This window comes from Burkholderia sp. Ac-20384, assembly GCF_017104605.1.
GTDB lineage: Bacteria > Pseudomonadota > Gammaproteobacteria > Burkholderiales > Burkholderiaceae > Burkholderia > Burkholderia lata.
On sequence record NZ_JAAGPE010000079.1, the window covers coordinates 1 to 22,439 of the forward strand.

The 22,439-nt window shown below is 62.8% G+C and carries 15 protein-coding genes and 1 pseudogene; 8 read left to right on the forward strand and 8 right to left on the reverse strand.

Features of this window, described 5'->3' with window-relative positions; all coding sequences use genetic code 11:
• From tssG to G3O00_RS17540, 8 genes and pseudogenes are all read left to right on the forward strand, one after another.
• On the forward strand, window positions 1–951 hold a 951-nt coding region (gene tssG, locus G3O00_RS17505), incomplete at its 5' end, for a type VI secretion system baseplate subunit TssG (RefSeq protein WP_206143744.1).
• A gap of 12 nt (window positions 952–963) precedes the next feature.
• Entirely contained in the window at window positions 964–3,627 is a 2,664-nt protein-coding gene (gene tssH / locus G3O00_RS17510) for a type VI secretion system ATPase TssH (RefSeq protein ID WP_206143745.1), read from the forward strand.
• Entirely contained in the window at window positions 3,624–5,897 is a 2,274-nt protein-coding gene (tssI, locus tag G3O00_RS17515; protein WP_206143746.1) for a type VI secretion system tip protein VgrG, read from the forward strand. The genes tssH and tssI overlap by 4 nt, the downstream gene beginning before the upstream one ends.
• Window positions 5,898–5,952: 55 nt before the next feature.
• Window positions 5,953–6,576, forward strand: a complete 624-nt coding sequence (locus tag G3O00_RS17520; protein ID WP_206143747.1) for a hypothetical protein — start codon at window positions 5,953–5,955, stop codon at window positions 6,574–6,576.
• A 17-nt stretch (window positions 6,577–6,593) separates the two neighbouring features.
• Window positions 6,594–7,892 (forward strand): hypothetical protein, encoded by a 1,299-nt coding sequence (locus tag G3O00_RS17525; RefSeq protein WP_206143748.1) that lies wholly within the window; start codon window positions 6,594–6,596, stop codon window positions 7,890–7,892.
• The gene (locus G3O00_RS17530) at window positions 7,889–12,541 is read left to right on the forward strand and encodes an RHS repeat-associated core domain-containing protein (RefSeq protein WP_206143749.1); all 4,653 of its coding nucleotides are present in this window, start codon (window positions 7,889–7,891) and stop codon (window positions 12,539–12,541) included. The genes G3O00_RS17525 and G3O00_RS17530 overlap by 4 nt, the downstream gene beginning before the upstream one ends.
• Before the next feature lie 17 nt (window positions 12,542–12,558).
• On the forward strand, window positions 12,559–13,005 hold the full coding sequence (locus tag G3O00_RS17535; RefSeq protein ID WP_206143750.1) for a hypothetical protein: 447 nt from the start codon (window positions 12,559–12,561) through the stop codon (window positions 13,003–13,005).
• 189 nt (window positions 13,006–13,194) lie between these two features.
• A pseudogene (locus G3O00_RS17540) lies at window positions 13,195–14,007 on the forward strand (ISNCY family transposase); the annotation flags it as partial.
• Window positions 14,008–14,036: 29 nt separating this feature from the next.
• Here G3O00_RS17540 and G3O00_RS17545 read toward each other — a convergent pair.
• From G3O00_RS17545 to G3O00_RS17580, 8 genes are all read right to left on the reverse strand, one after another.
• Window positions 14,037–15,446, reverse strand: coding sequence for a 3-deoxy-7-phosphoheptulonate synthase class II (locus G3O00_RS17545; protein ID WP_206143751.1), 1,410 nt, complete (start codon window positions 15,444–15,446; stop codon window positions 14,037–14,039).
• 81 nt (window positions 15,447–15,527) lie between these two features.
• Window positions 15,528–16,571, reverse strand: a complete 1,044-nt coding sequence (locus G3O00_RS17550; RefSeq protein ID WP_011355177.1) for an NADP-dependent oxidoreductase — start codon at window positions 16,569–16,571, stop codon at window positions 15,528–15,530.
• Complete coding sequence (locus G3O00_RS17555) at window positions 16,568–17,461, reverse strand: SAM-dependent methyltransferase (protein WP_241025198.1); 894 nt, start codon at window positions 17,459–17,461, stop codon at window positions 16,568–16,570. Before G3O00_RS17555 ends, G3O00_RS17550 begins: the two co-directional genes overlap by 4 nt.
• Complete coding sequence (gene phzG / locus G3O00_RS17560) at window positions 17,434–18,144, reverse strand: phenazine biosynthesis FMN-dependent oxidase PhzG (RefSeq protein ID WP_346778983.1); 711 nt, start codon at window positions 18,142–18,144, stop codon at window positions 17,434–17,436. The genes G3O00_RS17555 and phzG overlap by 28 nt, the downstream gene beginning before the upstream one ends.
• A complete protein-coding gene (locus G3O00_RS17565) occupies window positions 18,110–19,318 on the reverse strand; it encodes a PhzF family phenazine biosynthesis protein (protein WP_277399281.1) in 1,209 nt (402 codons plus the stop codon). The genes phzG and G3O00_RS17565 overlap by 35 nt, the downstream gene beginning before the upstream one ends.
• A gap of 44 nt (window positions 19,319–19,362) precedes the next feature.
• Entirely contained in the window at window positions 19,363–21,294 is a 1,932-nt protein-coding gene (locus tag G3O00_RS17570) for an anthranilate synthase family protein (protein WP_206143752.1), read from the reverse strand.
• Window positions 21,291–21,914, reverse strand: a complete 624-nt coding sequence (locus G3O00_RS17575; protein ID WP_206143760.1) for an isochorismatase family protein — start codon at window positions 21,912–21,914, stop codon at window positions 21,291–21,293. The genes G3O00_RS17570 and G3O00_RS17575 overlap by 4 nt, the downstream gene beginning before the upstream one ends.
• 23 nt (window positions 21,915–21,937) lie before the next feature.
• Window positions 21,938–22,435, reverse strand: a complete 498-nt coding sequence (locus G3O00_RS17580) for a PhzA/PhzB family protein (RefSeq protein WP_174936501.1) — start codon at window positions 22,433–22,435, stop codon at window positions 21,938–21,940.
• Window positions 22,436–22,439 lie beyond the last annotated feature (4 nt).

A 22,439-nucleotide genomic window follows, 5' to 3' on the forward strand; every position in this document is an offset into this window, starting at 1 on the left:
TGCCATGCCACGCGCCCGCGCGACGAGCCGGTACGGCTCGGGCAGCAGCCGTCGCTCGCGTTCGCGGCGTCGATGCTGGCCGGCGTGAGCGACGAGGGCAGCGGCATGCCGCCGCGCATCGCGATCCACGGGTTCGGGCTGTTCGGCCCGAACGGGCCGCTGCCGACGCACCTGACCGAATACGCGCACGAACGCGCGGCGCAGCACGACGACCCGACGTTTGCCGAGTTCGCCGACCTGTTTCATCACCGGCTGATCCTGCTGTTCTACCGCGCATGGGCCGACGCGCAGCCGACGGTGAACCTCGATCGCCCGGAGCGCGCACGGTTCGACGGTTATGTCGCGAGCCTGATCGGGCGGGCCGCACACGGCGACAAGCCCGCCGCGAAAGCCGACACCCATGCCAACGCCGACACGCTCGCGCCGCATGCGCGCTACTTCCATGCGGGCCATCTCGTGCGGCACACGCGCAACCCGGAAGGGCTCGTGCAGATCCTGCGCCGGCATTTCGGCGTCGAGGCTCGCATCGTCGAGCATGTGCCGCAGTGGGTCGCAATCGAACGTTCGCAGCGCTGCACGATTCGCGCGACGCGGCCGACGTTGCGGGTCGGCGCCGTCGCGCTCGGTATCGCGGTGCGCGATGCCCAGTCGCGCTTCCGGATCGTGCTCGGCCCGCTGTCGCTCGACGCGTACCGCCGTTTCCTGCCGGGCGGCCCGTATGCCCGGCAGCTTGCGCAATGGGTGCGCGAATACGTCGGCATCGAGTTCGACTGGGACGTCCAGCTCGAACTGGCGGCCGACGCGGTGCCCGCGATCGCGCTCGGCGCGCCGCAGGGCATCGGCCGCACCGCGTGGCTCGGACAGCGACTCGATCCGGGCCCCGCGCGTGACCTCGTCGTCCGCTACGACGTGCGGCGCGGCGGCGCCCCCCTTCATCGTGAAACCGCCTAAACGGGAACCGTCATGTCCGATATCGGCCGCGCCAACCTGTTCGGAAAACTGAATCCGTTTCTCTACGAGACGCTCGAGCAGGCGACCGGCTTCTGCCGGCTGCGCGGCAATCCGTACGTCGAGCTTGCGCACTGGTTCAAGCAGATGCTGCAACGGCCTGACGGCGACCTGCAGCGCGTGCTGCGCCACTTCGGGGTCGATGACGCCGGGGTCGACCGCGGGCTCGTCACCGCGCTCGACAAGCTGCCGCGCGGCGCGGGCTCGGTGTCGGATCTGTCCGTGCATATCGACGACGCGGTCGAGCGCGCATGGGTCTACGCGACGCTGAAGTACGACGCGACGCGCATTCGCGGCGCGGTGCTGCTGCTCGCGATCCTCAAGACGCCGCAGTTGCGCAACGTGCTGCTGGCGATCACGCGCGAATTCGAGCGCGTTGTGCCGGACGTGCTCGCCGACGCACTCGAATCGATCGTCGAAGGTTCGCCGGAGGCGCAGGCGGCCGGGCAGACGACTCCTGGCGGCGACACAGCAATGCGCGGTGCAACCACAGCCGCCGCCGACGGCTCGGCGCTCTCGCGTTTCGCCGTCGACCTGACTGCCCGCGCGCGGGCCGGCGAGATCGATCCGGTGATCGGGCGCGATCCGGAGATTCGCCAGATCGTCGACATCCTGCTGCGGCGCCGGCAGAACAACCCACTGCTGGTCGGCGAAGCCGGCGTCGGCAAGACGGCCGTCGCGGAGGGTTTCGCGCTGCGGATCGCCGCCGGCGACGTGCCGCCGTCGCTGCAGGACGTTGCGCTGTACCTGCTCGACATCGGGCTGCTGCAGGCCGGCGCGAGCGTGAAGGGCGAGTTCGAGAGCCGGTTGCGCGGCGTGATCGACGAAGCAATGTCGTCCGAGCGGCCGGCGATCCTGTTCATCGACGAAGTCCACACGCTGGTCGGCGCGGGTGGGGCTGCCGGCACCGGCGACGCCGCGAACCTGCTGAAACCGGCGCTCGCGCGCGGCCTGCTGCGCACCATCGGCGCGACGACGTGGTCCGAGTACAAGCAGTACATCGAGAAGGACCCAGCGCTGACGCGGCGTTTCCAGCTCGTGCCCGTACACGAACCGGAAGAAGCGGCCGCGCTGACGATGCTGCGCGGCCTCGCCGGGAAGCTCGAGGCCCACCACCGCGTGCTCGTGCTCGACGACGCGCTGCAGGCTGCCGTCACGCTGTCGCACCGTTACATTCCTGCCCGCCAGTTGCCGGACAAGGCGATCAGCCTGCTCGATACGGCCTGCGCGCGCGTCGCCGTCAGCCAGCACGCGGTGCCCGCGCCGATCGAAGATGCGCGCCGCCGGATCGACAGCCTGCGCGTCGAGCAGGAACGGATCGGGCGCGAATGCGCGCTCGGCACCGGCGATACCGTGCGGCGCGATGCGATCGAACGCGACATTGCCGCCGCCCGAACCGAACTCGACCGGCTCGACACGCGCTGGCAAACCGAACGCGACGCATTGACCGCGATCGTCGATGCCCGCGCATTGCTGCTCGACGACGATCCGTCGCATGCGCTCGACGCCGACGCGCGCACCGCGGCACAAACCCGTCTCTCGGCCGCGCAGCAGGCGCTGGCCGACCTGCAGGGCGACGCGCCGCTCGTGCTGCCCGCCGTCGACACGCACGCGGTGGCCGCCGTCGTGGCCGACTGGACCGGCATTCCGCTCGGTCGCATGGTGCGCGACGAAACGCAGGCCGTGCTGAAGCTGGCCGATACGCTTGGCGAGCGCGTCGTCGGCCAGAAGCACGCGGTCGAGCTGATCGCCGAGCGCATCCAGACCGCGCGCGCCAAGCTCGACGATCCGAAGAAGCCGCATGGCGTGTTCCTGCTGTGCGGGCCGTCCGGCGTCGGCAAGACCGAGACCGCGCTCGCGCTGGCCGACACGCTGTACGGCGGCGAACACAACGCGATCACGATCAACATGAGCGAGTTCCAGGAAGCGCATACCGTGTCGACGCTGAAGGGCGCGCCGCCCGGCTATGTCGGCTACGGGCAGGGCGGGGTGCTCACCGAGGCCGTGCGCCGCCGCCCGTACAGCGTCGTGCTGCTCGACGAGATCGAGAAAGCGCACCGCGACGTGCACGAGATTTTCTTCCAGGTGTTCGACAAAGGCTGGATGGAGGACGGCGAAGGCCGCGACATCGATTTCCGGCACACGGTGATCCTGCTGACGTCGAACGTCGGCGCCGATCGCGTGATGCAGCTGTGCCGCGATCCCGAGCGCCTGCCCGACACGCAGACACTCGCCGATGCGCTGCGCGCGCCGCTGCTCGACGTGTTTCCCGCTGCGTTGCTCGGCCGGCTGACCGTCGTGCCGTACTACCCGCTCACCGACGCGACGCTCGCGCGGATCGTCGCATTGCAGTTGCGGCGGATCGAGCAGCGGATCGACGCGCACCACGGCATCCGGCTGCGCTGCACCGACGCGGCGACTGCGCTGGTCGTCGAGCGCTGCCGGACGATCGAATCCGGCGGCCGGATGGTCGACGCGATCCTCACGCATACCGTGATGCCGCGCATCGGCCGTGCGATCCTGCAGGCCACGCTCGAAGGCCGCACGCTGGCGTCGATCGAGCTGAGCGCCGCAGACGGCGAATTCGCGTACCGGTTCGACGAGGAGGAAACGACTTGAATCGCGTATTCACACTCGACAGCCTGCACGGCGACGACCTCAAGTTCCATACGCTCGACGGCAGCGACGAACTCGGCCGCCTGTTCGAATTCCGGATCGAGTCGCTCGCCGACAGTCACAGCCTGTCGCTGAAGGACCTGCTCGGCAAGCCGGTGACGGTCCGGATCGAACAGCAGGACCTGTCGACCCGCTACCTGAACGGCATCGTCGCGCGTGCGTCGCTTTCCGGCCGGCGCGCCGAGCGGTACTACGGCTACGAGCTGATCGTGCGCCCGTGGCTGTGGCTCGCGACGCGCCGCTCGGATTGCCGGATCTTCCAGAACAAGACCGTGCCCGAGATCGTGCAGGAGGTGCTGTCGACGTACGGCTTTCCGATCGAGAACCATCTCGCCGAGTCGTATGTGCCGCGCGACTATTGCGTGCAGTACAACGAGACCGACGCCGCGTTCGTGTCGCGGCTGATGGAGTTCGAGGGGATCTACTTCTGGTTCCGGCATGCCGAGGACACGCATACGCTGATGCTCGGCGACGCGATGTCGTCGCACACCGTGCTGCCCGGCTACGAGACGATTCCGTACATCGCGCGCGACCGCACCGCGATCGCCGACGAGGAGCACATCGACGGCTGGCTGCCCGCGCAGGAGGTGAGCGTGGGGCGGCACCAGACCACCGACTACGACTATACGAAGCCGCGCGCCGATCTTTCGTCGCAGAAGGTCGATCCGCGTGGGCACGATCACGACAGTTTTGCGTCATTCGAATGGCCCGGTGGTTATCGCGACGATGCGCCCGGTGCGCATTACAGCCGTGTGCGGCTCGAGGAACAGCAGGCCGAACATGAGCGGGCGAACGCCGATACCGATGTGCGCGGTGTCGCGCCCGGTTATTTGTTCACGCTCGAACATTGCCCGCGTGCGGATCAGAACCGCGAGTACCTGATCGTGCGGTGCCAGTACCGCTTCCAGGAGAACGCGTACGCGAGCGACCAGGGCGCGCAGGCCGTCGTGCATCAGACGATGATGCTCGTGCAGCCGTCGAGCCTGCCTTACCGGTCGCCGCGCGACACGCCGCGGCCGCGGACCAACGGGCCGCAGACGGCCACCGTGGTCGGGCCGCCAGGGGAGGAAATCTGGACCGATCAGTACGGGCGCGTGAAGCTGCAGTTCCGCTGGGATCGGTATGGGCAAAGCAATCAGGATTCGTCGTGCTGGGTGCGGGTGTCGAGTCCCTGGGCCGGGGGCGGGTTCGGGGGCGTGCAGATTCCGCGGGTAGGCGATGAGGTGGTTGTCGATTTTCTGAATGGCGATCCGGATGAGCCGATCGTCACCGGGCGAGTTTTCAACGGCGAGAAGATGCCGCCGTGGGGGCTGCCGGGGAGTGCGACGCAGAGCGGGTTGCTGTCACGGTCGTCACCGGGCGGGACGACCGACCATGCCAATGCGTTCCGGTTCGAGGACAAGAAGGGCGCCGAACAACTCTGGATGCACGCGGAAAGGAATTTCGATGCGGAGACGGAGCTCGATCATTCGCTTTCTGTCGGGAACAACCATACGCATACGGTCGGGAACGACGAAACGATGCAGGTGAAGAACAACCGGCAACGGAGTGTGGGGCAGAACGAGACGGTGAATATCGGGCAGAACAGGGTGGCGCAGATTGGGGCGAATGAGACGCATGGGGTGACAGGGAACCGCAGCGTGTCGGTCGACGGCAACAGTTCGCATACGGTGACCAAGGGGAATCACAACCTGGCGGTGGTCGCCGGCACGCATGACGTCTTCGTCGAGGGGAACAGCACGCATGTCGTCGGTACCGGGTCGTATGCGACGAAGGTCAATACGGGAAGCCATTCCGTGGACGTCAACAAAGTCGCTTCATTGGCGGCCGGCCAATACATCGACATGGGTTCAGGAAAGAGTGGCGTGTCGATCAACAAGGACAACGTCGGCGTCTCCATCGGCGGAACCGGAGGCGATACCGGTGTCGGGATCAGCGGCCAGGGTGGCGGTGTGGCCATCGCCGGATACGGCAAGGGCGTCAACATTGCGGGCTACGCACCTGGCGTGACGATTTACGGCGAGAACGATCTCAATCTTTCCGGCAAGTCGACGGCCAATCTTCAGGCACCGACGGTCAACATCGACAACGGCAAGAGTAGCTGCACCGTCAACGTCAACGCGACGAGGATCGTTCTGGCGACCGGTGGCGGCTCGATCACGCTCGACGGATCGGGCGTGACGATCCAGGGGACGATTGCCCACATCAATTGATTTCGACCGGCGCCTGCCGGTCACGCGATTGCATTCGAAGCATGGGAGACATTCGATGGAAAACGAATCGGATCAGATGATGGTCGACGACGCGCTCGAAGCCGAAACGGTCGAGGCATTGCGCCGGTTGTTCGCCAACGATGCGACGCCGGATCGCACACGGCCCGCCGAACGTCGCGAATCGTCGACGATGATCGGCGAAGTGACCGATACGCATCATCCCGACGCGATGGGGCTCATTCGCGTGAAGTGGACAGTGCCGGACGACGTCACACACGAACGCTGGCTCGAATGTGTGGCCGACGTGAAGCCGCGCATCGGCGATCGCGTGTTGCTGCAATCACCGGCGAACTGGCCCGAGTACCTGATCGCCGGGCTGCTGGCGCGTAAAGGGCATGGTGAACCCGTCGAGCCCGTGGTCGAGCCTGCGATGGCGCTTTCCCTCGAAGCCGACAAGTGCGTGCAGATCGCGGATGCATCGGGCTGCCCGCTGCTGCAGGTGCGGGCCTCTCCTGACGGGCCTGTCGTGACGCTGCTGAACCGGAACGTGAACATCGAAGTCGCCGGCAAGCTGCGGTTGAGTGCGCAAACGCTCGAACTGGAGGGCGGGCGAGGCGGTGTCGATATCCGGACCGAAGCGGACACCGTCGTCCGCAGCCGGTACGTTCGCCTGAACTGAGAAGGCGGCCTGACGTCATGCATCGTGAATTCTCCGCCATCGAATCGTCGCTCGAAGCGTTCATTGATCAGCCCGACGATCCGACGCTGTTGATCGAAGCAACCGACAACGACCTCGTGCCGGTTCTCAAGATGATGCAATCGCTCGACGAACGACTCGGCGATGCGGTTTTCCTGAATTTTCCGTTTCCTTGCGACTCCGCCGACGCGTATCTGCAGACATGCATGGAAGCGCTTTCACGTCAGATCGACGAAGCGAGCAGTGCGCGCATCGAACGCGGCGAAACAGGCTGGCCGCCGTTGCCACTGACATGTGCTGATCCGAGGCGCGCGCCGTCGACACGTCTGCGCGATGCCGTCATGCACGTTCGCACGCTGATGCCGGAAGGCACCAAAGTCGTGTGGGCATGGCTGCCGTCACCGATGGGCGATTTCGGCGGCTTTGCGAAGCTGGTGCTGCAATGCCTGGCGCTGAACGGCTTTGAGGCGTGGATGGAAGGACATCGGTTCTGCATCCGCGACGACCGGAAGCATCCGTGCCTGATTCCACTGGCGCGCGAGAAGAAGGCCGAGCATGTGCTGATTCTTCCAGTCGACTTCTCGTCCGAAAAGGCGACCCGTCATCTGGTCGACATCGCGAACGATGCGACGCATTCGCTCGAGCAGCGCATGGGTGCCTTGCTGCAGATTGCCGGGATCGATCTTGCACATGGCAGATTGCCCGAAGCGCAGCGCAAGTACTACGCGCTCTTTTCCTTCCACGCCGAGCGCAAGGATGCGACCGGCTGCGCAGTGGCCTTGCACGGCCTCGGCGATGTGGCGTTGCGCCACGGGTCGCCACGCGATGCGAAGGACTGGTATGTGCGCGCGCTGCCGGCTGCGCTCGATGGCCGGAATCTGCTGGTCGCGCTGAATGCGCTGATGGCGACGGGTAGCTGCTGCAACACGCTCGGCGAGCATGCCAAGGCCGCGACCTACTTCGATCTCGCGAGCGGTGCCGCCGGCAGGCTGATGCTCGTGCATACGAAGATCGAGGCGATGGAGAAGGGTGGTGTCGCGCTACTCGCGTGTGGCCAGGCGGCGGAAGCGGCGAAAAGCTGGATCGCTGCGAAGGGATTGTGCGAAAAGTTCGGCTGCGAACGGCAACGCATTTCCCTCCTCGATCGACTCGTGTCGCTCTACGGGAACGCCGGTCTGAAAATTGAGGCGAGGGCTTATGAGCTGGAGAAGGATCCGGCCTACGCAGCTCGCTTGCGCGGCGCTGGGCAGTCGGCAGCCGTTGATGGGATGTCAGGATATGAACGGGCTTGGCAATGAGTGAATCCGAAACCAGCTTGACGCGCGCATCCAGTTCGTCAGAGAGCCATGCGACACACTCGCATTCCAGCGCGGACACCGCGTGTGATTCGTTGCTTGATACGGTCAAGTCGACCTTCGATCCGTTCAAGCAGACCTTTACGTCGGACGGCAACGTATTCCACCACGTCAGTGACGCAGTAAATTCACTCGCATCCCTGCAGGGCATGCCGTCGCAGTTGCTCAACACCGGCATTGCGCAGATTCCGCTGCTCGACAAAATGCCGGGAATGCCGGCGGCTACTATCGGCGTCCCGCACCTCGGTACGCCGCATGCGCATAGTCACCCGCCGAGCAGCGGTTTTCCGTTGCCAAGTGTCGGGGCGACCATTGGCAGCGGATGCTTGAGCGTGCTGATTGGCGGCATTCCAGCAGCACGTGTACTGGATATTGGTATTGCGCCGACGTGTGGCGGGATAACGCCGTACTTCGACATTCAGACCGGCTCGAGCAATACGTTTATCGGTGGGATGCGTGCTGCGCGCATGGGAATCGACATGACGCGGCATTGCAATCCGATGGGGCACGCGGGGCACTCGGGTGGTGAAGCGGCGAGCGCTGCCGAGAAAAGCGAGGAGGTGGCGAGCGAGGCGGCTCAGGTGTCCGGCCGGGCGAAGTTGCTGGGGCGGGCAGGGAAGGCGTGGAAGCTTGGCAATGCGGCGGTCGGGCCAGCGTCCGGGGTGGCGACTGCTGCCGATGACGCGTCGCAAGGAGAAATCGCCGCGGCTGCAATGACGGCCGCCCAGACGGCTGCGGACCTCGCGTTCATGATGCTCAGCAACCTGATGGGCAAGGATCCCGGTATCGAGCCGAGTATGGGCACGCTGCTCGCGGGTGACCCAACCGTGCTGATTGGCGGATTTCCACTGCCGGACTCGCAGATGATGTGGCACAAGGCCAAGCATGGGATCGGAAAGAAGGTCCGGCCGAAGTTGCCGAAGCCTTTGCAGGAGTTGGCCTGCGAATTTTGGGGGGAGCCGGTTAGTGCGGTGACCGGCGACGTCCGTAACGACTTCCAGGATTACCAGACGAACGAAGTCGTTCCATTTGAGTGGAGTCGCTTCTACAGCAGTGGCCGGAGCAAACTGGATAGCCCACTAGGGTACGGATATCGCCACAATTGGCAACACGAACTCCGATTCCTTCGAACTCGCGCGGTTTACATCGCGCCGAGCGGCACCGAAGTCTTCTTCGCGCGACAGCCTGACGGTCATTATCGGCGGGATGGAGACGGCTATGAACTCGTTCAGTCTGGCAAGCATCGATTTACCGTACGACACGAAATCGAAGGTGAGATCGATTTCGATCGAGCTGAAGATAACACTCCGTCAGCAATTTGCATCGCTCAAATCCGCGATGGCAAACGAAGTGTTCTACGCAACGACACAAATCAGCGCCTCACTCAGATCGCGCAGCATGACGGCAGGGGCAACGTCAGCCGGATCGTTGCTTTTCAACATGATGACGACGGGCACATCGTAGAAGTCCGGCTGACGGAAACTGGCGGGCAAACCAGTCGCGTCGCACGATATGCGTACGACCCAAGTGGATGCATGATCAGGTGCGAAAACGCGCTTGGCAAATCCTCCAACTACGTGTTTGATGCATCGCGCCGCATGATGCGCTCCACTGATGCCAACGGATACTCATTCATTTACCGGTACGACGTTTCAGGTCGTTGCATTGAGAGTACTGGGCAGGACGGACTCTGGCGAACACGATTCCAGTATTACCCAGGGCGCACCATCGTCACGCAGAGCGATGGCGGCGTCTGGTGCGTTCTTTACAACGATGCGGGGACGGTTACTCGAGTAGTCGATCCTTATCAGGGCTCCATGGAGTATGTCCTGGGCAAGAACGGACGTATCGACAGTGAGGTAGGCGCTGGCGGGAGGGTCATACACTGGCTTTACGATGACCGGGGACGCAATACCGGACGTGTGGATCAGTGGGGCAATATCTGGCCACCCAAGGACGAAGCGCCCGTCCTGCCGGAGTTGCCTCCCGATTTCCTGCCAGGCACACCGCTTGGTATGCAGTGGGGCGATTCCGCACCAACCGACCTTTCCGGCTCAGTACAACTGCCTCCCGAGCAGGAGCGATTGATTGCACCGATCGTGGAGCGCATCGCAATGTCACGCTTCGGAAACACCACTGTTCTCAATTCTGCGGGCTGGATCGTGACCAGCAACAGCGAAAGCGGAGGCACCGAGCGATTCTTGCACGACGCGGCTGGAAACATTATCGAACGGCAAGACGGCGATGGACGCAACTACTCTTACGAATATGCGTCATGGAACATGTGCATGACGGAAACGGACCCCCTTGGGAACCGAATTCAGTATCGATACGACCAGAAGGAGCAAATCGAGTCGATCGTCGACGCGAACGGAAATCAAAGTGAGTACACCTACGACTATCGCGGACGAGTCAAGAGTGTCCTGCGTCATGACACCTTGCGCGAGCTTTACGAATACGACGCTGACGACCACGTAACCAGAAAAACTGACAGCAACGGTAACACCTTGATTCACCTGGAGATAGGGGAGTGCGGGTTACCCGTGAAGAGAACGCTGGCAAGTGGCGAAACACATCGCTATGCATATGATCAACGCGGAAAAATCACAAAAGCATCAACAGAAATATTCGATATCGCCATCAAATATGATCTGGATGGTCGATTGATCAGCGATATGCGCGACGGCATTGGCATAGTGCGTCACACTGCAAATGGTTCAAGGTACACGAAGTATCTCGACCGCTTCGTGGTACGGCGCGAAGCGATCTCTGAAGGCGAAATCTCATTTCATACGCCAACGGGAGCCATCCATCGAATTCTGAGAGACAAGAGTGGGCGGATTCTTCTACGTCTGGGAAGCGGCACAAATTTACTTTATCTCTTTGATTCCGCGGGTCGATGTCATGGTCGGCTCCACTGGCCAGATATTGCGCCAACGCAGAATCGCCTGGTTAGGTACGACTATAGTGCAACCGGCGAACTGTATCGAGTATTCGACAATTCATCACGTAAAACAGAATATCTATATGATTTGGCGCACCGCCTGATCGGTCAAGTCTGCGATGGGATGCCTGTGCGCCACTTCACTTACGACCGCAGTGGAAATGTTCTGTCTAATTCAGAATTGGAGCGACTGAGCTACACGGAAGGCAATCGACTTCATGCATCTTCGAGAGCCAGATACCGTTACAACACGCGCAATCATTTGGCCGAGGAAATCGGGAACGATGGGCGCTGCATCGAATTTCATTACGACAGCACGGACTTATTGACAAGAATTGAGTGGAGCGATCGTCAGGAGGTCTGGACAGCGAAATATGACGGGTTATCACGGCGACAATTCAAGCAAATTGGTACCGAGCGGACTGAATACTATTGGGAAGGTGATCGCCTGGCAGCCGAAATAGCACCGGATCACCGTCTTAGACTATACCTGTATGCAAACGATCTGGCGTTTGTTCCCTTCATGTTCATTGACTATTCAGATCTGGACGCAGATCCGAAAGAGGGGGCCGAATATTTCATCGAATCGAACCAGATTGGGCTGCCCGAGCGAATCGAGAACTCGGAAGGTCAAACGGTTTGGAGCGCATTGGATATAGACCCGTACGGGAAAATCATTGTCGCTCCGGGGAACACCATCGATTATGATTTTCGGTGGGCCGGCCATCATTATGACAACGAGACCGGTCTTCATTACAATCGATTTCGATCCTACCATCCGGGTCTTTGCCGGTACCTGCAGTCCGATCCCATAGGTCAATCGGGCGGCATCAACCTGTATGCCTACCCCTCGAATCCGCTCGTATTTATTGACGCGACCGGTTTGGCTTGCGTCAAAGACGGCCACAAATCGACCAAAGGTGGAAATTGCGAACCAAGTTGCTTTGTCGAAACACCCGAATCTGAAAGAAATAAGTGTCCGGAGTGCAAACACGAAAATCCGGATCATGTGAAAATTTCTGACGAAGAATGGAACTCCGAAAAGGCAAAACTAGGCGAAAATGCGTCAGATGAGCAGGTGGCGGAATCCATTGCAAAGAAGCTGGCACAAGAGGCATTGGATTCGTTCAATTCAAATTTGAAGCGCCCCGTAAAGAAACGAACCGTAACGATCCGCGGCATCGATCTCAGGGCGCGCCCTTCCTCAGCTCGCCCCTGTTTGTCTGTCGTAGTCGACAAGCAAAATCGGCGCGCATATTTTGGGCAAAATCAAGATTGGCCTCCACATTTTCATGCAACAGATTCTGATTTGATGATAAGGAATCGAATTATAACAACAGCCCAAAATTGCATAAAAAAACTCGGCAACAAAGTCACCACATGCTGCTCGGATGACCAGAATCACTCATTCAACAACGGCATCCCGGGGAGACATTCGGAAGTTCATGCAACTGTAGCGGCATTGCGAGCCCGGGGAGATACCGATATAGGAAATCTGGTGATTTACAATGCAAAGATAAAAGAGAAAAATGGTTCATTTGGCGATACTGTTGAGGCCATGCCTCGGTGCGATCATTGCAACCCAATTACGGATGGAGCAATCGTCCATCATGAAATTGCTGAAGCGGAAGCTGCGGAATTACTGTGACGATAGTGAGGAAATACATGAATCGTGAAGCACCTATGTCAGATCTAACCTACAAGAGCAACGGTCTGACTTATCTTGGAGCCACTCCATTCTCGGGAGTCGCATATTCAGAGAATGAAATGGGGGTACGCGAAGAGGAAACATCATATGTTGATGGACTTAGATGCGGGCTCTCCAGAGAGTGGAACGATGACGGCACGCTGGTGAAAGAAGCTATGTACTCGTGGGACGTATTCCATGGGGCTGCCCGCACCTGGCATGACAATGGCCAACTCGAACGCGATGGCGAATACGAATATGGCATAGCGCTTCACGAAAAGCTGTGGGACGAACAAGGCAATCTCCTAAGCGATTACGTCTTGTCGAAGGACGACGGGCAGTACGAATTTCTGGAGAAGCTTCGCCAGATTTATCGAGGAGGCAAGAGCGTCGGCGACGATGAATCTGAACCCGCGCAGACTTGATCAGAGCAAAACACCGGATCCACACGGTCATGTCAGCTCTTGTTGGGCTGCATCGACTTTATTTGACATAACGTGAATTATCGACAGTTTGTGTGTAGGTCCCAAGTTCAAATGTCGCGTTTCCGCTAAATAAAAATGTCGTGTTTTGGCGTGTAGGTTGACCGCCAGCCCCCTCAAGGAGCGCCGGCGATGAACGCAACTGGAACGATCACCATGACGATGCGCGAAGTCGATCGACTGAAGGTCATTGAGGCGGTAGCCGATTGTCGACTCAAGCCGGGCCAAGCCGCCGAACGGTTGGAACTGAGCGTGCGGCAGGTCGAACGCCTCGTGCGGCGCTATCGAGCGGCCGGCGTCGCAGGATTGGTGTCAGGCAAGCGTGGGCGTCCGAGCAACCATCAATTGCCCGCGGGCAAGGCGCAACGGGCGTTGGCGTTGATCCGCGAGCGTTACGTGGATTTCGGGCCGACGCTGGCCTGCGAGAAGCTCCGCGAATGTCATGGCATTGACCTGGCTGTCGAAACGGTTCGTACGCTGATGAGGGCTTCCGGCCTGTGGATTCCGCGCCGACAGCGTCCACCGAAGGTTTATCAACCTCGAGCACGACGAGCATGCCTGGGCGAGCTGATCCAGATCGACGGCAGCGATCATCGGTGGTTCGAGGAACGGGCGCCGGCCTGCACGCTGCTAGTGTATGTGGATGACGCGACGAGCCGCCTGATGATGCTGCACTTCACGCAGACGGAATCGACCTTCAGCTACTTCGAGGCCACGCGAACGTATCTGGAGCGCTACGGCAAGCCGGGAGCGTTCTACAGCGATAAGGCCAGCGTGTTTCGCAACGTGACGCCGGGCAAGACTGGCAATCGCGTGACGCCGTTTGGCCGGGCGATGTACGAGTTGAACATCGACACGTTCTGAGCGAACAGCAGTTCAGCCAAGGGACGAGCCGAACGCGCACACCTGACGTTGCAGGACCGATTGGTCAAGAAGATGCGATTAGTTGTTGCATGCCGCCCCGCCCCGCCCCGCTACGCATACGCCAATTGCCGCTGGGCGCCGATTTCGGCAACCCGCGTCATACCCAACTTGCGCACAATCAGCATCGCGATCTCCAGCGACTGCTCATAGTTCAACCTCGGATCGACCGTCGACTTGTAAGCGCGGGCCAAATCGGCCTCAGTCAGATTGCGCGCGCCGCCCAGGCATTCGGTCACGTCCTCCCCGGTCAGCTCCAGATGCACGCCGCCCAGATGCGTGCCGCAGGCGGCATGAATGTCGAAGGCCGCCTCGAGCTCGGCGTGGATGTTCCCGAAGCGCCGTGTCTTCACCCCGCCCGGGGTCGTTTCGCCGTTGCCGTGCATCGGATCGCAGCACCACAAGACACGCCGGCCCTCGGCCTTGACGGCATGCAGATGCTTGGGCAACTCCGCTTCGATCTTCGCCGCACCCATGCGCGTGATGAGCGTCAAGCGGCCGGCCTCGTTCGTAGCGTTCAGCGCGTCGATCGTACGCAGCAACTGGTCGGTGCTCACCCCGGGCCCGACTTTCAGGCCGATCGGATTGCGGATACCGGAGCAGTATTCGATATGCGCGCCGTCCAGCTGCGCGGTGCGCATGCCGATCCACGGAAAATGCGTCGACAGGTTGAACCAGCCCCAATGCCGCGGCACTTGCCGTGCCATCGCTTCTTCGTAATTCAACAGCAGGACCTCATGCGACGTGTAGAAATCGACTCTCGCATCGCTGCCGGAGGGCTCGCCCGCGAGCGCCTCCATGAAGCGCAGCGATTCGCCGATCGAGTGCGTCATCTTGCGATACTCGCCATAAAGCGGCGAATGCGAGGCCCAAGCCAGATCCCAATGTTCGGGGTGGTGCAGATCAGCAAAACCGGCATCGCTCAGCGCGCGCACGAAATTCATCGTCAGCGCCGATCTCGAATGAGCCTCGAGCAGGCGCTGCGGGTCGGGCTCGCGCGCGTCTTTCGTAAAAGCACTGCCGTTGACGATGTCGCCGCGGTAGCAAGGCAGCGTCACGCCGTCACGCGTTTCGGTATCCGCCGAGCGCGGCTTGGCGTACTGGCCGGCAAAGCGGCCGACGCGAACCACCGGCTGCATCAAGCCATGCACGAGCACCAGGCTCATCTGCATCAGCACTTTGAGCCGATTGGCGATGATCGGCGCCGTGCAATCGGCAAAGCTTTCCGCGCAGTCACCGCCCTGCAGCAAGAAACATCGTCCCGCCGCGGCGTCTGCGAGCTTGCGTTTGAGCGTCAGCACTTCCCATGCGGCGACGAGCGGCGGCAGTGCTTGTAGCTGTGCCAGGGTGCGATCGAGCGCCGCCACATCGCGATACGCCGGCTGTTGCAGCGCCGGCTTCGTCTTCCAGGAAGCCGGTGTCCAATTCTCGGCCGCACGCGCCGAAGAGAGATTGCATTCCACAGTTCCACTCCCATAATGAAATGCTGCCGATCGAGCGGGTGTCGTCGCCCGGCATGCAAGCGACGCCCACGCTCCTTACCGCTACAGCTTGACGAGCACCGTGCCCAGATAACGTCCGCTGGACGTGTCGCACAACGCGCTCGGTGCGTTATCGAGGCCGTCGATCACCGTATGCGGGAACACGATCTCGCCGGCGCGCAGCCACTGCGCGAAACGCTCGAACCATTCGCCCTTCGCCTCCGGATTGTCGTCGGCGCTGTAGCCCCGCATCGTGATCCGCTTGAGTAGAAATTGAACGGTATCGATTTCGGCGGGCGCGGTCCGCCCCGTTCCCGTCGCGGCAAGCTGACCCGACAGCGCGCCGAGGATCAGGAAGCGCGCCCCTTCGCGGGCGGCCGTGACGGCCGCCTGTAATTGCTCGCCGCCGACCGAATCGATCAGGACGTCGATGCCGCCCTGCGCCGCTTCAAGCAACTGCTCTGCGAACGGCGTGCTGCCGCCACGTATGACGGCAGCGTCATACCCAAGCTCGGAAACCAGGCGTCGTGCCTTGTCGTGCGAACTCGTGCTGCCGATCACGCGCCCCGCTCCCAGCCGCCGCGCGATCTGTCCGGCCATCGCGCCGATCGCGCCGGCCGCGCTCGTGACGAACACCGTGTCACCCGGACGGATCGGCACGCCGCGCGTCAGCGCCGCGTATGCGGTCCAGCCGTGCCCCAGGTAGCCGAGGTAGCCGGCGGGCTCCGGCAGCGCCTCGCCGACGCGCTGACAGCCCCATGCGGGCACCACCGCGTAGTCTCGCCACCCGTGGAAGTGCGTGACGATGTCGCCGGACGACAAACCGCTGCCGGCGGGCGCGCTCACCACCTCGCCGAGCGCTTCGCCCATCAGCGCGTCACCCGCCGACAAGCACGGAAACGGCACACCGGGCACGTCTTCCGCGCCTTCGCTGATCATCGCGCGCAAGGAAGCCGAGACCAGGAAATAGCGATTACGCACCAGCACGTCGCCCGAGCCGGCCGCCGGCGCGGCGGCGGTGACGATTTCGAAATCGTCCGGTGTCGGCAGGCCTTTTAGCTTCGCCTTCAGGCGCACGTCGCGCCGCATGGGAATCGACAGATTCATGATCCGCTCCCGCCGTGCGCCGTGCGCGTCGATGAGGCGAACCATCCCGCGGGTATGCGCGCGACGCTGCGGCCGTAGGCTATCGTCGGGTCGTCCGAGGCATGCACGGTCGCTGTCCAGCCGTATCGGCCGAGCCAGTCGCGCACATCGTCGCGGGACGAGAGCCAACGAGCGCCCTGCGATTCGACGCGCGCTCGGGCTTCCTTGCCCTCCTCGCTCATCATGCGCGTGGCGAGATGCTCGAGCATGAGCGCGCTGCCCGGCGCCGACAGGTCGGCCACTTGACGGATCAGCGCATCGCAGTCCGTGTCGCGCAGATACATCAGCAGCCCTTCGATGAGCCAGATCGTCGGCTTGGCGGGATCGAAGCCGGCCGCGCGCAACGGGCTCGCCCAATTCGAGGTCAGATCGGCGACGAGCGGCCGCCAATCGCACTGCAGCGGCAACCCGGACTGCTTCATGAGCTCGCGCTTGAAGGCGATGATGTCGTCGAGATCGAGCTCGAACCAGCGCGTGCCGAACGGACACGCCAGGCGTGCCACGCGGCCGTCCACGCCGGCAGCCAGCGTGACGACCTGCCGGATTCCGCGGCTCAGGTTCGCGAGAATGGCATCGTCGAAGTAGCGTGTGCGAACGACGAAATATTGCGGAAAGTTCGCGCGCCGCGCGACTTCGCTGACATGCTCATGCGTCGGCGTGCCGGCCAGGTGCTCGATCAGCGCCGCGGCGAACGGATCGTGAAACAAGGCGTCCGGGCGCTGGCCTTCGGCATGACGTTGCCAGGCAATGAACAGTGCGGTTTGGCCGACGCCAACCGGAATATCGAAAGTAGACACAGACAGGTTCCTTATCCGCAAGAGAATCAAGGTTGGAGTTGGGTGGTTTTCCAATCGTCGCCTTCGCGTTCGTACCTGAGGCGCCGGTGAAGCCGGTCGGAGCTGGCGGCCCAGAATTCCATCTCGTGAGGCTCGAGCCGATAGCCGACGAAGCGCGGCGGCCGCGGCAACGCGACGCCGAGCGCTAGCAGCTCGGCGGCGTGCGCGCGCAGCGCTTCGCGGTCGACGAGTTCGTCGCTCTGGTGCGACGCACTCGACATCGCATGCATCGGCACCGAGCGTCCGAACCAGAGCTTGTCGTTCTCGCTTTCCTCGAGCGGAACCGCCTGGCCGGAAATCATGATCTGCTGCCCGGTTTCTCGCCAATACAGCAAGCCCGAGGCCCAGCCCGTCTCCGTGAGTTCGCGTCCTTTGCGGCTCGTCGAATGCGTGCAGAAGATCACGCCGCGGTCGTCGATCGAGGAGAACGCGATGACGCGAGAAGAGATGCGTCCGTCGGACGTGGCGGTCGCGAGCGCGAGCGCCTTGGGCTCGCGGACGCGCGCGACATCGGCCGTCGCGAGCCAGCGCTTGAGCAGCGTGATCGGCTCGGACGGCGGGTCGTCATATTCGGGGAACAGGACATCGACGCTTCCCGTGAGGCTTTCGAATCGACTGGTGTTCATGGCAATGTTTTCATGATGGCAAAAGACGGGGGCGCCGCTAGACGCCCAGGCGGCCGCGCGCGACGACGACACCGTGACCGCTGACCTCGACCGCCTCGATGCCGTGCTCCGAGCCGTGCACCAGCGCATGCATGTGCGAGGGGCGCTTGATCTCGACGCCTTGGAGAAGATGCAGCGGCTCGCCCCACGAAATCAGTCCGTGGCGGGCAAGGTGAATGGCGATGGGACCGGCGGCGGAGCCCGTCGCCGCATCCTCCACGACGCCGTAGGCCGGCGAGAACATCCGGCAGCGCCAGTGGTCGCCCGCTGGGGCCACGCACATGGCCGACATATCCTCGAACTCAGCCAGCGCGCGATGGTCCGGATGCACGTCGGAAAGCGCGGAGGCGTCGGGCAACGTGACGAACACATGGCGCGGGCCGTTTCGATAGGCCTCCACGGGCAACACGGACGCTTCGACGCCGAGCGCTTCGAGCAGACGCTCGGCCCGATCAAAGCGCGTCCACGTCGGGATCGGCTGCTGCATGGTGACGTAAGCCTCGCCGGGCGCATCGGATCGCACATCGAACGGCACGAGCCCCATGCCCGTCTCGAACACGAAGCGATCCTGCGCCTTGACGTGCCTGAGTGCCACGGCCGTGCCGAGCAGCGGATGGCCCGCGAACGGCAGCTCGTTGACCGGCGTAAAGATGCGCACGTGCACGTCGCCGCCCTGCTTCGGCGGCATCACGAACACCACTTCCGACAGATTCATTTCGCGGGCGATCCGCTGCATGCGCTCCGCCGGCAGCGGAACGTCGACCAGGAAGACGGCAACCGGGTTGCCTTCGAGCGGCGTGCGCGTGAAGGCGTCAACGACGATGTAGTCGATGGGATGCGACGCATGGATCGGCGCCGCCGCGTGTGTATTCGCGTGCGACGCTGCCGGTTCGAGCGCGCGCATGCGCGCCGCGATCTCACCGCTCGCGGTGCTGGCCTCCACCGAGAAGCGCAGCCGCTCGGCGACCGGCAAGCCGATCAGCGTCTGCGCGTCGTTCGGCGGCAGTAGATGCGCGGGCGGACGCTCGCCGTCCCAGAGCATGATCGCGCCCCAGCGATTCCTGTCTTCGTCGGCGATCCAGTGCTTCTCGTGCAAGCCCGGCACGTTCGACCAGCGCGCGAGGGTGCTGTCGTCCACACGCGCCTTCAGCGATTCGATGCTCTGCTCGGAACCATCGAGGTTCCACCAAACGATGTCGACAATCATGAAACGCGTGTCCTGTAGGGTTCTATAAAAAGCGTGAAGAGTCGTCAGGCCGTCAACGCCGTCATGCGTTTTTCGCGGCGTATCGCGTGTGTGATGGCTTCGCCGAGAATGCGCGGCCCGTCGACGGTCAAAACCGATTCGGCGTGGAATTGCATCGAGCTGAACGTTGGACCGCGCAAGGCATGCACTTCGCCCGTGCGCGGATCGCGGCTGATGGCCACCGTGCCGACGCCGTCGACGTCCATTTCGTCCCGGACGGTCTGCGCCACATACGTGTTGTAAAAGCCCACGCGCTCACGCTGGCCGAACAGATCGATCTCGACCTGGATGCCCTGATTGGGCACCTCGCGCCGCACGAGCGGAATGCCGAGGATGGCGTTCAGGATCTGATGGCTCAGGCAGACGGCCATGAACGGCTTGCCCTCGTCGATGAGATGCCGCAGCCACGCGTAGAGGCGAGCGATGCGCAGATCGCCGGCGTCGCTCGGGTCTCCCGGGCCCGGCCCCATGACGACGACGTCGTAACGCGCAAGGTCCACCGCGTCGTGAACGCCGCACACTTCGGTGGCGAGGCCGAGCGACGACAGTTGCTGGGCGATCATCGCCGTGAAGTGATCTTCGGCGTCGACGATGAGCGCGCGGCAGCCGCTCAACTCAGCCAACTCATCGGCCATCTCGCCTTGTCGCCCGCCATACGGACGAAACCAGAAGTCCGCGATGCCTTCGTTGCGCTCGCGCAGCGCCGCCTGCACCGATGGATGCTGGCCGAGCGCCGGGCCGGCTTCCGGCGGATCGAATGCGTTCGATAGCGCGGCCACCTTGGCATGCGTCTCCATGACTTCCGATACCGCGTCCGAATGCCGGACGAGCGTCGAGCCGACGCCGATGCGGACATGGCCGGCGCGGTCGATCTCCGCGGTGCGGATCAGGATGGCGGAGTCGAGCGTGCGCCCGCCGCGCGCATCGCGGCCGATCAGCGCTGCAATGCCGCTGTAGTAGCCGCGCCCGGCCCGCTCGTGCCGCGCGATCACGCGGGTCGCGCTTTCGATCGGACTGCCGGTGACCGTCGGCGCAAACATCGTTTCGCGCAGCAAGTCGCGAACATCGGCCTCGGTGTGCCCGACGATGAAATATTCGGTGTGGGCGAGCCGCGCCATCTCGCGCAAGTGCGGCCCCGTGACCTGCCCGCCGGCCGGGCAGATGCGCGCCATCATCTTGAGCTCTTCGTCGAGCACCATGTACAGCTCGTCGGATTCCTTGCGATCGCCGAGAAAAGCGTTGATCCCATCGATCGTCGGCCCGCTTTGCGGATACCGATAAGTCCCGCTGATCGGGTTCATCGTCGCGCAACCTTCATGCAGCGTCAGGTGGCGCTCCGGCGTGGCGCCGACGAACGTGCGTTCCCCGGTATGAATCACAAAGATCCAGTACGCGCCGACCTCCCGGCGCATCAGGCGCTTGAAGACCGCCAGCGCCTTGGCGGGCGAATAGTCGTCGAGATCGCCCTCGAGTGTGCGCTTGATGACGAAGTTCGAGCCCGCGCCAGTGCCGATCTCGTCGGTGATGACGCGCTCGACGATCTCGGCGTAGGCCTCGTCGTCGATATCGAAGTGACGCTCGCCGAGCGCGGTATCTGCATCAGGGATGGCGGCGAGCGCAAGCTGCGCGGACACCGTTTCGTGCTCGTCGCAGGTGATGGCGACGAGCGGAGCGCCGTCGTCGTGTGTCTTGAAGCCGCGCTCGTGCAGCTGCCGGTATGGCACCATCACAAGCAGCTCCTGACGGTCCGCGCCCGTCGCCGTCGGCGCGGCCAACGGAAGCTCGGCCAGGGAGGACGGATAGGAAACCGCGCCGGCGAAGACGTCGATCGTCGCGCGTTCTCCGGCGTTACCCGTCGAACGCGCGATCAACGCGAAGCACGGCGCTTGTCCGTGGAGGACGCGATCGAAAAGGTTGCGGTTCGGAGCGGCATTCATGCCAGCGCCTCCTCGATGCTCACCACCTTGCCGCAACGCTGGGCCACGTATTCCAGCGCCTGGTGATGATGGTCTTCGGAAAAATCCGCCACGCCATCGGCAACGAAGAACGGTTGAATGTCGTTCGTGAACGCATCGACAGCCGACATCATTACGCCGATGTGCGCGTAGACGCCACACAGCATCAGCTGATCGCGACCGCTCTCCCGCATACGCTCGCGCAGGTCGGTGCGGAAAAATGCGCTGTAGCGCCACTTCGTGAGCATCCAGTCATCCGGGGACGGGCCGACGGCCTCGGCGACGTCCCGATCGGCCGGCGTCGTCTCCATGCCCGGCCCCCAAAAATCGCGCAGCAAACCGCGTTCCGTCTCGGTCATGCGCCCGGGATGAGCCGTGTACGCGACGGGAATACCGGCCTGCTTGCACCGCTTGCGCAGCGACGCGACATTGGTCGTCAACGTCTCGCGCAGCGTCGGCGGCAACGGCGAAAGGAAATAGTTCTGCATGTCATGAATGAGCAGCAACGCGCGCGACGGGTCGACACTCCATGACACGACATTCTCGGGCAGGCTGCTCGAATCGGGCAGCGCGTACGGTTGAATCGACGGGATACCAGCCATTCGTCTCCTCCATTGGGTATGCGTTAGCTCGGTAGACCATCCCGGCGCACTTCGGGAACCTCGATACCCAGCGAACGGAATTGCTCGCAAGGGTTCATGAATTCGCGCTGCTCCTTGATCAGTCCGTTTTCGAAGCGGAACGAGTGAAGGAAGTGATTGCGGTACTGGCCTCGGGGGTAGCCGGGGAAAACAATCGCGCCTTCGCCGCGGCACTCGACCCAGAACCAGTTCGGGTCTTGCGTCTCGAAGATCTGGATGTCGGTCCAGACCCAGTCGGGGAAGCATTGCAGCGACCACACGGCGTGCTCGCCGAGCTTCTCGCGGCCGCGAATCGCGATTGGCTGGCCGCTGTCGGTCGTCCACAGACCGCCGACGCCATCTTCCGTGAACAGCAGGTGGCGCTTGAGCCTCGCTTCGCCACGAGTGTGCATGTACTGCTCGACGATCTTGCGGTTGTGCTGTCGGGCCGCGACGTGCGCGTGATTTTCCGACGTGTTTTCGAGGGATTCGACGTCTGACATGCAA

Excerpts from the sequence above, each read along its gene's own strand:
- tssH (WP_206143745.1), top strand. The coding sequence starts at position 964 with ATGTCCGATATCGGCCGCGCCAACCTGTTCGGAAAACTGAATCCGTTT.
- G3O00_RS17520 (WP_206143747.1), top strand. The coding sequence starts at position 5,953 with ATGGAAAACGAATCGGATCAGATGATGGTCGACGACGCGCTCGAAGCC.
- G3O00_RS17525 (WP_206143748.1), top strand. The coding sequence starts at position 6,594 with ATGCATCGTGAATTCTCCGCCATCGAATCGTCGCTCGAAGCGTTCATT.
- G3O00_RS17530 (WP_206143749.1), top strand. The coding sequence starts at position 7,889 with ATGAGTGAATCCGAAACCAGCTTGACGCGCGCATCCAGTTCGTCAGAG.
- G3O00_RS17535 (WP_206143750.1), top strand. The coding sequence starts at position 12,559 with ATGAATCGTGAAGCACCTATGTCAGATCTAACCTACAAGAGCAACGGT.
- G3O00_RS17550 (WP_011355177.1), bottom strand. The coding sequence starts at position 16,571 with ATGAATCTGTCGATTCCCATGCGGCGCGACGTGCGCCTGAAGGCGAAG.
- G3O00_RS17565 (WP_277399281.1), bottom strand. The coding sequence starts at position 19,318 with ATGATTGTCGACATCGTTTGGTGGAACCTCGATGGTTCCGAGCAGAGC.
- G3O00_RS17570 (WP_206143752.1), bottom strand. The coding sequence starts at position 21,294 with ATGAATGCCGCTCCGAACCGCAACCTTTTCGATCGCGTCCTCCACGGA.
- G3O00_RS17575 (WP_206143760.1), bottom strand. The coding sequence starts at position 21,914 with ATGGCTGGTATCCCGTCGATTCAACCGTACGCGCTGCCCGATTCGAGC.
- G3O00_RS17580 (WP_174936501.1), bottom strand. The coding sequence starts at position 22,435 with ATGTCAGACGTCGAATCCCTCGAAAACACGTCGGAAAATCACGCGCAC.